This is a genomic window from Legionella taurinensis (genome assembly GCF_900452865.1).
Classification (GTDB): Bacteria; Pseudomonadota; Gammaproteobacteria; order Legionellales; family Legionellaceae; genus Legionella_C; species Legionella_C taurinensis.
Map to the genome: position 1 here is coordinate 1,481,428 of NZ_UGOZ01000001.1, position 14,673 is coordinate 1,496,100.

Sequence of the window (14,673 nt, forward strand, 5' to 3'; positions counted from 1 at the left end):
ATCATTCTCTCTAATGGTTGTATAATATTCGGTTAATTTCATTGCAGGGGGATTGATATGTCGCTTTCTATTGTGCAACAGGCGCTGACTTTTGATGATGTTTTGCTGGTTCCTGCCCATTCACTGGTTCTCCCCAAAGAAGTTTCCTTGCAAACCCGTTTGACTCGGGGCATCGAATTGAATATCCCACTTGTTTCAGCAGCGATGGACACGGTGACCGAGTCAAGGCTTGCGATCGCCATGGCACAGGAAGGCGGTATTGGGATCATCCATAAAAACATGAATATCGCTGCCCAGGCTGAAGAAGTTCGCAAAGTGAAAAAATTTGAAAGCGGTATGGTGAAGGATCCCGTGTGGGTGACGCCGCAAACCACCGTGGAAGAATTGCTTACGGTCATTGCCCATCATAATTTTTCAGGCGTACCCGTGGTTGAAAACGGTTTGCTGGTAGGAATAGTCACTAGTCGTGACATTCGTTTTGAAACCAATCTTTCTCTGCCGGTTTCAGCCGTTATGACACCAAAAGAGCGTCTGGTAACGGTCAAAGAAGGGGCAGGGCGTGAAGAAATTCAAAGCCTGCTGCACAAACACCGTTTAGAAAAACTGCTGGTGGTGAATGACGAGTTCAAGCTGCGCGGCTTAATTACGGTAAAAGACATTCAAAAAGCCAAAGAAAATCCATTTGCCAATAAGGATCATCAGGGACAATTGCGTGTTGGAGCGGCAGTAGGAGTCGGTGAAGGCACCGATGAACGTGTGGAGGCACTCATTGATGCGGGTGTCGATGTGCTGGTGGTGGATACTGCGCATGGTCATTCTCAGGGCGTATTAAACCGTGTGGCTTGGATTAAAAAACATCACCCGCAGGTTCAGGTCGTTGGCGGCAACATAGCGACCGCGACGGCAGCCCGCGATCTGGTGGCCGCCGGCGTTGATGCTGTCAAGGTTGGAATTGGTCCCGGCTCGATTTGCACCACCCGTATCGTCACGGGTGTCGGTGTACCGCAGATTACCGCCATTGCCAATGTGGCTGAAGGCGTTAAAGGCCAGGTACCGGTGATTGCGGATGGCGGCATCCGTTTTTCCGGTGATATCTGTAAGGCTCTGGCGGCTGGCGCCGACACGGTCATGTTAGGCAGTATGTTTGCCGGTACAGAAGAGTCACCCGGTGAAATTGAACTCTATCAGGGCCGAACCTATAAAAGCTACCGCGGCATGGGATCGATTGGGGCCATGGCTCAAGCCCAGGGTTCAAGCGATCGTTATTTTCAGGACATGAGCCAGGGTGCTGAAAAACTGGTTCCTGAAGGCATTGAAGGCCGTGTTCCTTACAAAGGCCTCGTGCAGACCATCATTCATCAAATGATGGGTGGTCTTCGCTCCTGCATGGGCTATACCGGGTGCAAAACCATCAGTCTTCTGCATGAAAAGGCGGAGTTTGTGCAGGTGACCAATGCCGGGATGCGCGAATCCCATGTCCATGATGTCAGCATTACCAAACAAGCCCCGAATTACCAGGTGGACAACTAATGAGCAGTAATATCAAGCAGCAATGCCTTTTAATTCTTGATTTTGGTTCGCAATACACGCAATTGATTGCTCGCCGCGTGCGGGAAATGGGCGTTTACTGCGAAATACATCCCTATGATTTGGATAAAGCCGCGTTTAATGCACTTTCGCCCTGCGGCATTATCCTTTCCGGGGGGCCATCCACCGTGACCTTAAGTTGCAACCCACGCGCCCCGGACTGGGTATTCACCTGCGGTTTGCCGGTGTTGGGAATTTGCTATGGCATGCAGACCATGGCGGTTCAGTTGGGTGGGGAAGTGCAATCGTCCAACCTGCGTGAGTTTGGTTATGCAGAACTGCGTTTGCATGGGCATACCGAATTATTGCACCACATTGAAGACAAGACCGACGCTGAGGGGCGGGCTTTGCTGGATGTGTGGATGAGTCATGGCGATAAAGTCACGCAACTGCCGCCCGGGTTTAAGGTTATCTGCGAAACGCGCAATGCGCCCATTGCCGGTATGGCCAATGATGAACGCCGCCTGTATGGTTTGCAATTCCATCCTGAAGTAACTCATACTGTGCAGGGTTTGCGCATATTGCAACGTTTTGTTGTTGATATTTGCCAGGCTAAAACCACCTGGACCGCCGATAATATTATTCAACAGGCTATTGACACCATTCGCCAGCAGGTGGGTGATGAACAGGTATTGCTTGGACTTTCCGGCGGCGTGGATTCGTCGGTCGTCGCGGCCCTGCTGCACCAGGCCATTGGTGATCAGCTGGTTTGTGTGTTTGTCGATACGGGTCTTTTACGCTTAAATGAAGCGGAACAGGTGATGGCCATGTTCGGTCAGCACATGGGTATTCGCATCATCGCCGTGAAGGCTGAAGACAGGTTTTTAGCGGCGTTGAAAGGGGTTGATTGCCCGGAAACAAAGCGGAAAATCATTGGCCGGACCTTCATTGAAGTCTTTGATGATGAGGCAAAAAAATTGCCTGGCGTCAAATGGCTTGCTCAGGGGACCATTTATCCCGACGTCATTGAGTCGGCCGCAACCAAAACCAATGGTGCGGCGGTGGTGATTAAATCGCATCATAATGTGGGCGGCTTGCCAGACACCTTGAATCTAAAATTACTGGAACCGATTCGCGAATTATTCAAAGACGAGGTTCGCAAAATTGGTCTGGAACTGGGTTTGCCTTACGACATGGTTTACCGCCATCCATTCCCGGGGCCCGGCCTTGGCGTGCGCATTCTTGGTCAGGTCACTAAGGAGTATGCCGATATTTTAAGGCAGGCGGACGCTATTTTTCTTGATGAATTAAAGAACGAAGGCCTTTATCATAAAGTCAGTCAGGCTTTTGCCGTTTTTCTGCCGGTCAAAAGCGTGGGTGTGATGGGCGATGGCCGTCGTTATGATTTCGTGATTTGTCTTAGGGCGGTCGAAACCATCGATTTTATGACAGCGCATTGGGCCCATTTACCCTGGGATTTTCTCGGGACTGTTTCCAATCGCATCATTAATGAGGTGGCGGGTGTGTCCCGGGTTACTTACGACATATCCGGCAAGCCGCCAGCGACGATTGAATGGGAATAAACGACACCCACTGGATGCAAAAAGCCTATGAACTGGCATTGACGGCCAAACAAGCCGGCGAAGTGCCAGTTGGCGCTGTGCTTGTTGACAGCAATAATCAGTTGCTGGCGGCAGCCGGCAATCGCGTCATAACCCATAACGATCCCTGTGCTCATGCCGAAATTCTGGCCCTTCGTGAAGCGGCACAAAAGCAGGCCAATTTTAGGCTGCTGGATACCACCTTGTACGTTACACTGGAGCCTTGCGCTATGTGTGCCGGCGCCATGGTTCATGCGCGCATCAAACGCCTTGTTTTTGCTGCACGCGATGTGAAAGCCGGTGCGGCCGGCTCAGTATATAATTTGCTCAAAGGGTACCCCCTAAATCACCCGGTGCAAATTGATGAAGGATTTCTTGAAGCGGAATGCTCCGCATTATTAAAAGAATTTTTTATGACTCGGCGCTCGTGAATGCCGCCATCAATTGGCTCTTCAATCGCTTTTTTTCTTCAGCATTCAGGGGTAAACCGTCCCGGGTTGAAATATAAAACATGTCTTCGACCCGTTCGCCTGCGGTAGCAATTTTAGCATTATGCAGGTGGAGTCCTTGTTCAGAAAAAATGCGGCTGACGGTCGCCAGCAAGCCGGGGCGATCGGTTGTTACCAAAAACAGGCAGGTATGCTGCTCCTGTTGTGCTTCAGTAAAGCTTATCTGCGGTTTAAATTTAAAATGGGCCTGGGTTCGGGACAAACGGCGCTTAATGCTTTTGGGTGGCGAGGAGTGCTTGCCCAGATGCTTTTTCAATGCGTCATGGATGGCTTTAATCTGCTCATTATTGGTCAAGGCCTGATGCTGTTCATCGAGAATAATATAGGTGTCCAAGTCAAACTGATGATCACAGGTTAAAATGGTTGCTTCCTGAATGGTGATGTAATGATTGCTGAGTACCGTGGTGGTAATTGTAAATCGCTCTTCTCGGTGCGGCATGTAAATGAAGACTTCGGTCCCCCCCTGGCTGTGGTGAGGCATGATGATGATCAACGGATACTGCTGGCAACTTAACATGGCCTCCGTGTGGCGGGCTATCACTTCGGGTGGCTCGTGCAGAAAATACTTGCCTTTGATATGGACCCACAGATCAGTCACTTTTTTGTCGTCAATGCCCTTTTTCTTCAACAAGGCTAAGGCTTCCTGCTGGCGTTCGTTGATGAGGCTTTCTTCATCAGGGAGGTTTTTTTCCTGCTGCTGAACCCGGTAAGCCGCATGGTAAAGCTCTTTAAGCAGCGAATCTTTCCAACTGTTCCACAGGGTATGGTTGGTGGCACAAATGTCGGCGACGGTCAGCAAATAAAGGTAATCAAGGTAATGGGGTTTTGGCAGATGCTGACAAAACAGGCTGATGGTTTTGGGATCGTAAATATCCTGTCGTTGGGCTGTTTGCGACATGAGTAGATGGTGGCGCACAAGCCAGGTGACAAGATCTGAATCCTCTTTCAACAACTGATGCCGTGCAGCAAAGGCTTTCGCCTCCTCAGCACCCAGTTCCGAGTGATCGCCGCCCCGGCCTTTGGCAATGTCATGAAAGAGGGCCGCCAGGTAAAGGAGTTCACGTTTTTTAAGGGTAGCCATGAGCGATGCGGCCAGGGGAAAAGACGAGTTGTAGGCAGGATCAAGAAAACGAACCAGGTTGCGAATGACAAACAGGGTATGCTGATCCACGGTATACACATGAAATAAATCGTATTGCATCTGCCCGGTTACGGCGGCGAAACAATCCAGGTAATGACCAAGCACGCCGTAGCGGTTCATGTGATGCAAGGCATAGTACGGGTTCTTTTCTTTAAACAGCTGGATAAATAACTGGGTTGCGGCAGGGCAGGAGCGAAATTTTTTATCCATTAAAAACAGGCACTGCCTAATCAGACGAATGGTACTGGCACGGACACCGGCAATGTCAGGACGTTTGGCTAGCCAGACAAACAATTCAATGAGTGCCGGCGGGTGCTGACTGAAGACACGGGAGTGTTTTACTTCAATGTAATGATTCGACAACTGGAAGCGGCTGTCTAAGGGGGTAATCAATTGTTTTTCACGGTGAACGATGGCTTCTGAGAACCAATGCAGCAGCATTTCATTCAGTTCACGGATCCCTTTGATGTTTTTAAAGTAAAGTTTCATGAACTGTTCAATGGCCAGCGATTGCGGCGTATCCTCAAAGCCAAACAGGGCAGCCAGTTTCACCTGGTAGTCAAACAGCAGCCGCTCTTCCTGCTTGCCTGCAAGGGTATGAAGCCCAAAACGAACCCGCCAGAGAAAATGCTGGTAGTTCATTAACTGCTCGTATTCCTTGTCGGTAATGAAACCGCTGCTGATGCCGTCCGCCAGTTTTTTAATGCCGAAATGACGTTTGCCGATACTGAGCAGGATTTGCAAATCACGCAACCCGCCAGCACCCTGCTTGACGTTCGGCTCCAAATTGTAGGCGGTTTCACCGTATTTAATGTAGCGCTGCTTTTGCTCTTGCTGTTTGGCGAAAAAAAACTCATGGCTTGGCCAGATGTGTAATGGGTGGGTGTAGTATTGCAACTCTTCCATGAAACTGCCGCGGCCGCAAAGGAGATGCACGTCAAGAATACTGGAAATAACGCTTAAGTCCTGGCTGGCCAAGTCTGCGCAATCCTTGGGCGTGGTGATTTGATGACTAACATCGAGACCGATATCCCAACAATCCTGGATAAACGCCTGAGCACGCTGCAACTGGGGTTTGGTGACGTGAGGGCCATGCAATAAAAGTAAATCGATGTCTGAATGAAGCTGTAATTCGCGGCGGCCATAGCTGCCCAGCGCCAGAAGGCAAAAGGCATTGTCTTCGTGCAACTGGTGCTTCTGAAAGAGGAGCAATAAGGTTTCGTCAATAAAATGGACTAACTTGCGTGTGATGCTGGTGATGCTGGCTTTTTGACAAAATTCATTACACAGTTCTTCCTTGAACTGTTTGAGAGTCTGCTTGAGTACATGGCTACCGTTCTTCATCGCGTAAGGTTAAAATTTCCACGCCGTCAGCCGTCACCAGCAAGGTGTGCTCCCATTGGGCTGATAAACTGTGATCTTTAGTGACCACGGTCCAATTGTCAGGCAATAGACGCGTTTGGTATTTACCGGTATTGATCATCGGCTCAATGGTGAATGTCATGCCTTCACGCAAGACCTCGCCGGTACCCGGCGTGCCATAATGCAAGACCTGCGGATCCTCATGAAAAATACGGCCAATGCCATGTCCACAATATTCACGCACCACAGAGCAGCGGTTTTTTTCGGCATGAACCTGAATGGCATGACCAATGTCGCCCAGCCGTACACCCGGTTTGACCATTTCAATGCCAATGAACAGGCATTCATGGGCCAGTTTAACCACATGTTTGGCTTTAACCGAGGGCGTTCCCACAATAAACATCTTGCTGGTATCGCCGTGATACCCATCTTTGATGACCGTCACGTCAATGTTGATGATATCGCCGTCTTTCAGGGCTTTTTTACCTGGAATGCCATGGCAGACAACATGGTTGATGGACGTGCAGATGGATTTGGGGAAGCCGTTGTAACCCAGCGGAGCAGGAATGGCGTTCTGGACATTGACAATGTAATCATGGCAAATGGTGTTTAGCTCATCCGTGGTAACCCCTTCTTTGACATGATCGCCAATCATGGTCAGCACGTCACCTGCCAAACGGCCAGCGACACGCATTTTTTCAATTTCTTCAGGTGTTTTAATGGTTACTGCCATAGTTTAAATCCAACCAAAAAAGTAAATAGTAGCATAAGTCATTCATTCCAGCATCATTATTCCCTGTTGGGGAGGGTAACTCGCTGGTAACATGAAGGGAATTGGTCTTTACGACATCCAAACCGGTATGGCGGATCATGATGCAGAAAAAGTCTGGGTAAAAGCCCCAAGGCCGCACCCAGACTCTAATGAGGAGGGGTTATGCCCCTTTGCATTGTTGTTTGTGCATCATTTTCTTAGCTTCCCATTCTTTCATCATGGACTGGAATTGCTGCTTTTGCTTGTCGTTGAGTATGTTGTAGATTTGATTTTTGGCTGAGATTTTCGCTTTGGTAATGGAACTTACCAGCGCGGCTTTTTGATTTGTCAGTTTGTTTAACGTGGCTTCATCGAGTTTGTCGCTGGTTACTAAGGCTTTTAACTGGCTGCGCAATTCCTTCATTTGTTGCCAGCTGGCTTTCATCGCGTCCCTGTTTTTCTCTTTAATGGCTTTGATTTGAGCCTGTTGATTGGCATCGAGTTGCAGTTCTTTATACATTTCACTCAAGCGGCCTTTGCAGGGGCAATTGCCATGTTGATTTGCATAGACGGCTTGCAGAGAGAGGAAAGAAACACAGGCGATGACAGTAATAAGAAGTTTTTTAAACATGATAAAACCCTCCAGTTTGTTATTGTATCGTTTTGCATTATAGCGGGTGTTAATCACTATTTCTGCTTTTATTTTCAATCGAATTCCAGTGTTATTCATTGCTGAATTCAAGTAAGTGTGTTATAAATACACCGCTTTTTAACGACACACACGTTTCGTCACATGCAGTTGGGTCCCTTATGGGTACTGTATGGGAAGCGTGGAGGCATAACCCGGAGAACTTTAAATGAATATTAGTATGCGAGAACTATTGGAAGCGGGGGCCCATTTTGGCCACAGAACCCGTTTCTGGAATCCAAAAATGGTCGAATACATTTTTGGCTCAAGAAATAAAATCCATATTATTAACCTCGAAAAGACAATGCCCCGCTTAAATGACGCGACAAATTATGTCGGTCGTTTGGCTGCAAACAAGGCAAAAATTTTGTTTGTTGGTACTAAACGAGCAGCTCAGGAAAGCATCCGCGAACACGCCAAGCGTTGCGGCATGCCTTACGTGGATCACCGTTGGTTAGGCGGCATGCTGACAAACTGGAAAACAGTCCGTCAATCCATTTTCCGTTTGAAAGAACTCAAGGAAATGCGTGACAAGGGCCTTTTTGCTTCTATGATTAAAAAAGAAGCGTTAATGCTGACCCGTGAACTGGAAAAATTAGAGCGCAGTCTCGGTGGTATTGAAGACATGGGTGGTTTGCCCGATGCCCTGTTTGTGGTTGACGTTGGTTTTGAGCACATCGCTGTTGAAGAAGCTCGCCGTCTGAAGATTCCCGTCATTGGCGTAGTGGACACCAACAACAGCCCGGATAACATCGATTACGTTATCCCTGGAAACGACGATTCTATGCGTGCGGTTGATATCTATGTCCGTTGCATAGCTGATGCAATCCTTGATGCTAAACAAGGGAACACGGTTGGTGGTGTTTCATCTGATGCCGAGTTTGTTGAAATTTCTGTGGCTGAAAAAGAAGCAGATAAAGCAGACTAATATTTTTGTGATGATAAAGGGGCACGCTGCATCAGTTGGCGTACCCCTTTTCGCTATGTGGAGGATTAAACGATGACAGTCAGCGCTAAATTAGTAATGGAATTGCGTGAACGTACCGGTGCCGGGATGATGGAGTGTAAAAAATTCCTGCTGCAAACCAATGGGGATATTGAAGAAGCAATTGTACAAATGCGTAAGGCTGGTCAGGCGAAGGCCGACAAGAAAGCCGATAGAGTTGCTGCAGAGGGTGTTGTTGTTATTGCCCGTTCTGCCGATCAGCATTCCGCGGTCATGGTCGAAGTCAACTGCGAAACTGATTTTGCCTCGAAAGACAGTAATTTTATTGAATTTGCTGATAGAGTCGCTCAGACAGCCTTACAGTCTGATGCCAATGATGTTGATGCTTTATCAACCCAAACCGTTCCTGGTACCAGCGATACAATAGAACAAGCCAGACAGCAATTGTTTGCCAAAATTGGTGAAAACATCAAGGTTCGCCGCCTGGTTCGTTTACATACTCAGGGTGTTATTGGTTATTACCTGCACGGTACCCGCATTGGCGTTATGGTTGCTTTAAAAGGCGGAGATGAAAATCTGGCTAAAGACATCGCCATGCATGTGGCTGCCAGCCGTCCAATGGTCGTTAGCCGCGAACAGGTTTCCGCAGAGGCCATTGACAATGAGCGTGACATTTTCAATGCTCAGGCACGCGAGAGCGGCAAGCCACAGGAAATCATTGATAAAATGATTGAAGGCCGTATTAACAAGTTCATTGATGAAGTCAGTCTGCTTGGACAACCGTTTGTTAAAGACCCCAATGTCAAAGTTGGACAATTACTCAAAGAAAAGAATGCAGAAGTTCAATCATTCATTCGCTTTGAGGTTGGTGAAGGGATCGAGAAGAAAGAAGACAATTTTGTCGAGGAAGTGATGGCACAGGTTCGTGGTTCATAATGACTGACTCACATCCAAAACTCAAATACAAGCGCATTTTATTAAAATGCAGCGGCGAAGCGCTGATGGGCAAGGCGCAATTTGGCATCGACCCGGCAGTACTTGATCGTATTGCCAACGACGTGGCTGAATTAGTCAGTATGGGCGTTGAGGTCGGTCTTGTTATTGGCGGCGGAAACCTGTTCCGCGGCAAAGCCTTGTCCGAGGCGGGTTTAGGACGTGTCACTGGCGATCACATGGGTATGCTGGCCACCGTGATGAATGCGCTGGCCCTGCGTGATGCCCTTGAACGAATTGATTTACCTGCCCGTATCATGTCAGCCATACCCATGATGGGTATGGTTGATCCCTATCATCGCCGCAAAGCCATCACGCATTTACGCAACGGCCATGTGGTTATTTTTGCTGCAGGCACGGGTAATCCTTTCTTTACTACTGATACAGCGGCCTGCCTTCGTGCAATTGAGGTGGGTGCGGATGTGGTGTTGAAGGCCACCAAGGTGGATGGTATTTATTCTGACGATCCGGTTAAAAATCCAAATGCGACACGGTATGATTACCTGACATACAAGCAAATCCTCAGTGATGGGTTGCAGGTCATGGATTTAACAGCCATTTGTTTATGTCAGGATCATGGAATGCCATTACAGGTTTTTGACATGAAAGCGCCCAATGCCCTGAAAAAGATTGTCCTGGGTGAGCGGGTTGGAACTATTGTAGGAGCAAATCATGATCAATGACATTAAGCAAGACACTGAAAAACGCATGAAGAAAACGGTTGAAACCCTGAAAGTGGACTTAACCAAGATTAGAACAGGTCGTGCCAATGCTAGTCTGCTTGATCACGTTCAGGTTGATTATTATGGCAATTTAACCCCATTAAGTCAGGTTGCTAACGTGACCAGCAGTGATTCACGTACACTGTTAGTCACTCCCTGGGAAAAATCGATGGTGGCAGTTATCGAAAAAGCCATTCTAACCTCCGACCTGGGATTAAATCCTTCGACAGCCGGAAGTGCGATTCGCGTACCCATGCCGCCCCTCACTGAAGAGCGCCGCAAAGAATTAATTAAAGTGGTGCGTGCTGAAGGCGAGCAGGGACGGGTAGCGATTCGTAATATTCGTCGCGATGCCAATAACCAACTTAAAGAGTTAGTGAAAGAAAAAGCCATTTCCGAGGATGATGAGCGTCGAGCCAATGAAATTATTCAAAAATTGACTGACAAACACATTGCGGATATTGATGCTGCTTTGGAAGAAAAAGAAAAAGATCTAATGGCAATTTAGCCGAGGTTTGTTTTTCGATCGGTCTTCTTAACCATCCTCTGGTATGCCCGCGTGAGCGGGCAATTATTCTACTTTTTGATAAAATCCACGCTAAAAAACACCCTTCGTTTATTGATCCGGTCATGCTTTATTGTGCATTAACCCCCTCAATTGATACCCCCCGAGTGGCTCATCCGCTGTCCTGCCCGCGCAGGTCGGCAACCATTCGAACCCGGATGGGGGATGCTTGGAACTAAGCAGACGATGGCTGTTATCGAGGCCTATGCTTCTTTCATGGGTGCCCGCCTGCGCGGCAAGACACAAAAGGAGGGATGACCTGCCTGCGGAGATCACCACCGTTGCTTAATGGCGGCCAAATGGCCCCATGTTGCATCCCAGGCCATTCGTTTAACCTGTTTATGGGTGGTGAAATAATGCTTAAGGAACTGATTGTCCTCTGAATTGCTGGCTAAAATAACCAGATTGGCGCAACCCTCAACCGGTATGGAGACCATGTTGTACCCGAATTGCCGCTGCATCATTTCAAAAATCGGCCGTTGTTCCTGACGATTGGCTAAATTGACCGCGAGGATGCCATCCTTGCTTAAGCGGCTTTTGCATAAGGCAAAAAAGGTGTCATTGTTGCAATGCGGTGGAAAATGACTGGCATTAAATAAGTCAACAATAATGTGGCGAAACGTTCTTGGCGTGTTCTCAATAAAGTGAAACGCATCTTGATGAATGACTTCGAGGTTGGGAATCGTTGAAAGCATAAAGAACCGTGAGGCAACATCCACGATTTCCTGGCTGATTTCCACGGCAGTGATTTTAGATGAAGTTAAAAAAGGGGACAGGGCGTGAGCCGCGCCGGCGCCGCCAAGCCCCATCAGGCAGCAATGATCAGGAAATTGCTTCGCCATGAACAGTAAAGGCTTGATGTAATGCAGGGCAGGGCTTGCCGGGTAATGTTTGTTAATCAGGGTTTGAATGGCTTTGCTTTCAAATTTCAGCCATCTAAAGATCATGTTCTCATAAACGCGAGTGCCGGTCTGACTTTGATAAATGCAACGGCCGGCAAACGTTTTCCAAATCATGATGGGAAAGACTCGCATTGAAAGGGATAAAGGCTTCCTAAGTGCAAAATCTGAGTTAATTCATCCAGTGCAGTTAAGCATTCATTGAGGAATTGCGGATCCACCAAATCACTTGTTTGAAGGTGGGTACGGTAATGCTTAATCACCCATTTTTTCAGGGTCGCTAAAAGCGGTTCCGTGATAACAACCCCCTGATGCATGGCCGCAAACTCCTTGTCTGTCAAGGGTACGCGCAAGCGCAGGCAAGCAGGTCCGCCGCCATTTCGCATGCTCTGTTTCACATCTAGAAAATGAAGATGATGGATGGGGTTTAAGGGATCATTAACCCGTTGTTCGAGCGCTTTTCTGACCCGTTCATTGCGTTCACATTCCTTGGGCGCCACGATGGCCATGGTATCGTCGGGAAGGGTGAGCAGTTGTGAATTGAACAGGTAGGAACTCACGGCTTCTTCAATGGTCACCTCATCGTGTTTGAGTTCGACAATTTGAATCTCAAAATCCGCCTTGCGTCGAAGTTCGTCATACACCTGCCTTTGTTCGGCGAACGCGCCTTCATGCACAAGAAAGACCGATTCATTGGCGACACTGATGACATCATTGTGAAAAACCCCCTGATCAATGGCTTCAGGATTTTGACGAGCGTACACGACTTTGGCCGGATCGAGTTGATGAGAGCGGGCAATCGCATGAGAGGCTTCAAGCGTCTGACGTGCGGGATAATGGGTGGGCGCACTTAACGGTTTTCCCATGGCTTTTTTGCCATAGACAAATAAGTGAATGGCTGATGTATTATGCCGTTTACACAGGCGGTTATGGTTGGCCGCTCCCTCATCACCGGTAATCAGACTTGGTGGCAAGGGAGGGTGATGGGTAAAATGCGCCTCCTGATGAAAAAGCCGCTTGAGCAGCAGGCTTGAAAAGGGCGCTTCCTGATGACGGTGTAAATTGCTGATTAAATTGGCAGCAGTAAAATGAACTTTATTGTCTTGCGTGTCCAGGCTTGAGGATACCGTCGCGGCATTAGCCGCCCACATGCCTGATGCTGAGAAGGCGGCGCTTAGCAGTTGCGGCGCTTCTTGATAGGCTTTGCTGATTTGCTGACTGGGGCTACCCCGAAAACCCAATTGGTGCAATAAATGCAGATTGGGTCGTTGATGCGGCGGCAACAGAGCCTGTTTGAGCCCTAACTGATGAAGAAACCGCATTTTCTCCAACCCCTGCAGAGCAGCGGCCTGCGGATTGGCCGTCGTTTGAGCATTAGCCATGGAAGCGATATTGCCCTCAGCAAGCCCTGCGTAATGATGAGTTGGGCCAACCAACCCGTCAAGATTTAATTCGTAGACATCCACTTTGATTTCCTTAATAACCCAATGACAAATCAATGCCGGGCAATAATTGCACTGGCGGCTCCAGCTTCTCCTGCTCCTGGCTGGCAATGGGGTAACTGCAATAATCGGCAGCAAAATAGGCGCTGGGGCGATGATTACCGCTTAAGCCAATGCCGCCGAAAGGCAGATTGCTGGCTGCCCCGGTGGTGGGCTTATTCCAGTTAATTAAACCGGCGCGAACGTGGTGATAGAACTGCTGGTAATGCGTCGCGTTATCGCTTAGCAACCCCGCGGCCAGACCATAACGGGTTTGATTGGCAAGATACAGAGCCTCATCAAAATCATGATAGCGATAAACCTGTGCCAGGGGTGCAAAAATCTCCATGTCATTGGGATGACTGACGCGGGTCATCTCGATAAGCCCGGGTGATAATAATCCACTTTCCTCTTTCAGCAGGGTCATGGGTAATAAGGCATTCCCTCCTGACTGAAGCAGTTTCTTCTGGGCCTGCAAATGGTCCAACGCATGCTCATAACGGATTACCGGTCCCATAAAAGGCTCAGGCTGCTCTGTCCATGCTCCCACACGGAGACGCTGAGTGGCGGCTAAAAGCTTGGCAAGGAAGCGATCACCCACGGCATTTTGAGCAATGATAAGCCGTCGCGCGCAGGTGCAACGCTGGCCGGATGTGATAAACGATGAAAGCAGCGTTTGATAAACCGCCGCATCCACATCCTCTACCTCATCAATGATTAATGGATTATTACCCCCCATCTCAAGGGCTATGATCACCTCAGGCCGTTCGGCAAAATGCTGATTGATTCGTTTGCCTGTTGAATAGCTGCCCGTGAAATAAACCCCCTGGATATCGGCGTCCAGCAGTGCCTTCCCCGTTGCGGCATCACCCTGGACGCAGTTAATGACCCCGGCAGGAATGCCTGTGGCATGCCAGCACTCCATGATGACTTCAGCGACGTAGGGGGTTAATTCGCTGGGTTTTAAAATGACAGTATTGCCGGCTAACAGGGCAGGAACAACATGGCCATTGCTAAGATGCGCCGGAAAATTAAAGGGTCCAAGCACGGCGACGACACCATGAGGTTTATACCGCAGGCAGGACTTGCTGTCGCCGGCAGAGGTTATTTTTTCTGCGTTTCGCTCCTGATGCGCCTGAATGGAAAGGTTGATTTTGCCAATGACTGCTGTCACTTCGGTCAATGCCTCCCACAACGGTTTACCATTATCCATGGCGATGACTTTTGCCAGTTCATCACGTCGTTTTCCCACTTCGTTGGCAAACGCCTTGAGGTAAATGATACGTTCTTCAACGGAACGTGCGCTCCACGAGGCTAATGCCGCATGAGCCGCCTCAGCGGCTTGATTGATTTCCTCGGAAGAGGCTGCTTTGCCTTCCCACAGGATTTCATGGGTGGCCGGGTTTTTAGAAACAAAGGCCATACCGGAACCTTCATGCCAGTGGCCGGCAATGTAATGTTTGCCTGAGTGTTGCTGTCTGTTCATGG

Annotated in this window: 13 protein-coding genes; 7 read left to right on the top strand and 6 right to left on the bottom strand. The window is 48.7% G+C overall.

Annotated elements, in window-relative coordinates:
- The first annotated feature begins 57 nt into the window (after positions 1–57).
- Genes guaB through tadA form a run of 3 tightly spaced genes read left to right on the top strand, consistent with a single transcriptional unit; the run spans position 58 to position 3,559 of the window.
- Positions 58–1,530, top strand: a complete 1,473-nt coding sequence (guaB, locus tag DYE45_RS06940) for an IMP dehydrogenase (RefSeq protein ID WP_108291761.1) — start codon at positions 58–60, stop codon at positions 1,528–1,530.
- The gene (gene guaA / locus DYE45_RS06945; RefSeq protein ID WP_108291759.1) at positions 1,530–3,110 is read left to right on the top strand and encodes a glutamine-hydrolyzing GMP synthase; all 1,581 of its coding nucleotides are present in this window, start codon (positions 1,530–1,532) and stop codon (positions 3,108–3,110) included. Before guaB ends, guaA begins: the two co-directional genes overlap by 1 nt.
- Complete coding sequence (gene tadA / locus DYE45_RS06950) at positions 3,107–3,559, top strand: tRNA adenosine(34) deaminase TadA (protein ID WP_165481669.1); 453 nt, start codon at positions 3,107–3,109, stop codon at positions 3,557–3,559. Before guaA ends, tadA begins: the two co-directional genes overlap by 4 nt.
- Here the strand turns inward: tadA and glnD are convergent.
- The 3 genes from glnD to DYE45_RS06965 form a co-directional block, all read right to left on the bottom strand.
- Positions 3,540–6,122, bottom strand: coding sequence for a [protein-PII] uridylyltransferase (gene glnD / locus DYE45_RS06955; RefSeq protein ID WP_115300668.1), 2,583 nt, complete (start codon positions 6,120–6,122; stop codon positions 3,540–3,542). The two genes, tadA and glnD, sit on opposite strands and share 20 nt — an antisense overlap.
- Entirely contained in the window at positions 6,109–6,873 is a 765-nt protein-coding gene (map, locus tag DYE45_RS06960; protein ID WP_108291753.1) for a type I methionyl aminopeptidase, read from the bottom strand. The genes glnD and map overlap by 14 nt, the downstream gene beginning before the upstream one ends.
- 199 nt (positions 6,874–7,072) lie before the next feature.
- Positions 7,073–7,522, bottom strand: coding sequence for a Spy/CpxP family protein refolding chaperone (locus DYE45_RS06965; protein WP_160160693.1), 450 nt, complete (start codon positions 7,520–7,522; stop codon positions 7,073–7,075).
- Between the two features lie 226 nt (positions 7,523–7,748).
- Between DYE45_RS06965 and rpsB the strand changes: the two genes are divergently transcribed.
- From rpsB to frr, 4 genes are all read left to right on the top strand, one after another.
- Positions 7,749–8,507, top strand: coding sequence for a 30S ribosomal protein S2 (gene rpsB / locus DYE45_RS06970; protein WP_108291749.1), 759 nt, complete (start codon positions 7,749–7,751; stop codon positions 8,505–8,507).
- 72 nt (positions 8,508–8,579) lie between these two features.
- Entirely contained in the window at positions 8,580–9,461 is an 882-nt protein-coding gene (gene tsf / locus DYE45_RS06975) for a translation elongation factor Ts (protein ID WP_115300670.1), read from the top strand.
- Positions 9,458–10,201 (top strand): UMP kinase, encoded by a 744-nt coding sequence (gene pyrH, locus DYE45_RS06980; RefSeq protein ID WP_115300671.1) that lies wholly within the window; start codon positions 9,458–9,460, stop codon positions 10,199–10,201. Before tsf ends, pyrH begins: the two co-directional genes overlap by 4 nt.
- Positions 10,191–10,748: a ribosome recycling factor gene (gene frr / locus DYE45_RS06985; RefSeq protein ID WP_108291743.1), complete on the top strand. Its 558-nt coding sequence runs from the start codon at positions 10,191–10,193 to the stop codon at positions 10,746–10,748. Before pyrH ends, frr begins: the two co-directional genes overlap by 11 nt.
- Before the next feature lie 329 nt (positions 10,749–11,077).
- Here frr and DYE45_RS06990 read toward each other — a convergent pair whose 3' ends face one another.
- The 3 genes from DYE45_RS06990 to astD are packed head-to-tail and all read right to left on the bottom strand — an operon-like array spanning position 11,078 to position 14,671.
- Positions 11,078–11,821 carry a spermidine synthase gene (locus DYE45_RS06990; RefSeq protein ID WP_160160694.1) on the bottom strand — a complete coding sequence of 248 codons (744 nt, stop codon included), beginning with the start codon at positions 11,819–11,821 and terminating at the stop codon, positions 11,078–11,080.
- Positions 11,818–13,170: an N-succinylarginine dihydrolase gene (gene astB, locus DYE45_RS06995; RefSeq protein ID WP_108291739.1), complete on the bottom strand. Its 1,353-nt coding sequence runs from the start codon at positions 13,168–13,170 to the stop codon at positions 11,818–11,820. The genes DYE45_RS06990 and astB overlap by 4 nt, the downstream gene beginning before the upstream one ends.
- A gap of 10 nt (positions 13,171–13,180) precedes the next feature.
- The gene (astD, locus tag DYE45_RS07000; protein ID WP_108291737.1) at positions 13,181–14,671 is read right to left on the bottom strand and encodes a succinylglutamate-semialdehyde dehydrogenase; all 1,491 of its coding nucleotides are present in this window, start codon (positions 14,669–14,671) and stop codon (positions 13,181–13,183) included.
- Between the last annotated feature and the right edge of the window lie 2 nt (positions 14,672–14,673).

What these genes read in the sequence shown, in the direction of transcription:
- DYE45_RS06965 (WP_160160693.1), bottom strand. Translation starts at nt 7,522, where the DNA reads ATGTTTAAAAAACTTCTTATTACTGTCATCGCCTGTGTTTCTTTCCTC.
- DYE45_RS06990 (WP_160160694.1), bottom strand. Translation starts at nt 11,821, where the DNA reads ATGATTTGGAAAACGTTTGCCGGCCGTTGCATTTATCAAAGTCAGACC.
- guaB (WP_108291761.1), top strand. Translation starts at nt 58, where the DNA reads ATGTCGCTTTCTATTGTGCAACAGGCGCTGACTTTTGATGATGTTTTG.
- glnD (WP_115300668.1), bottom strand. Translation starts at nt 6,122, where the DNA reads ATGAAGAACGGTAGCCATGTACTCAAGCAGACTCTCAAACAGTTCAAG.
- map (WP_108291753.1), bottom strand. Translation starts at nt 6,873, where the DNA reads ATGGCAGTAACCATTAAAACACCTGAAGAAATTGAAAAAATGCGTGTC.
- astD (WP_108291737.1), bottom strand. Translation starts at nt 14,671, where the DNA reads ATGAACAGACAGCAACACTCAGGCAAACATTACATTGCCGGCCACTGG.
- tsf (WP_115300670.1), top strand. Translation starts at nt 8,580, where the DNA reads ATGACAGTCAGCGCTAAATTAGTAATGGAATTGCGTGAACGTACCGGT.
- frr (WP_108291743.1), top strand. Translation starts at nt 10,191, where the DNA reads ATGATCAATGACATTAAGCAAGACACTGAAAAACGCATGAAGAAAACG.
- guaA (WP_108291759.1), top strand. Translation starts at nt 1,530, where the DNA reads ATGAGCAGTAATATCAAGCAGCAATGCCTTTTAATTCTTGATTTTGGT.
- rpsB (WP_108291749.1), top strand. Translation starts at nt 7,749, where the DNA reads ATGAATATTAGTATGCGAGAACTATTGGAAGCGGGGGCCCATTTTGGC.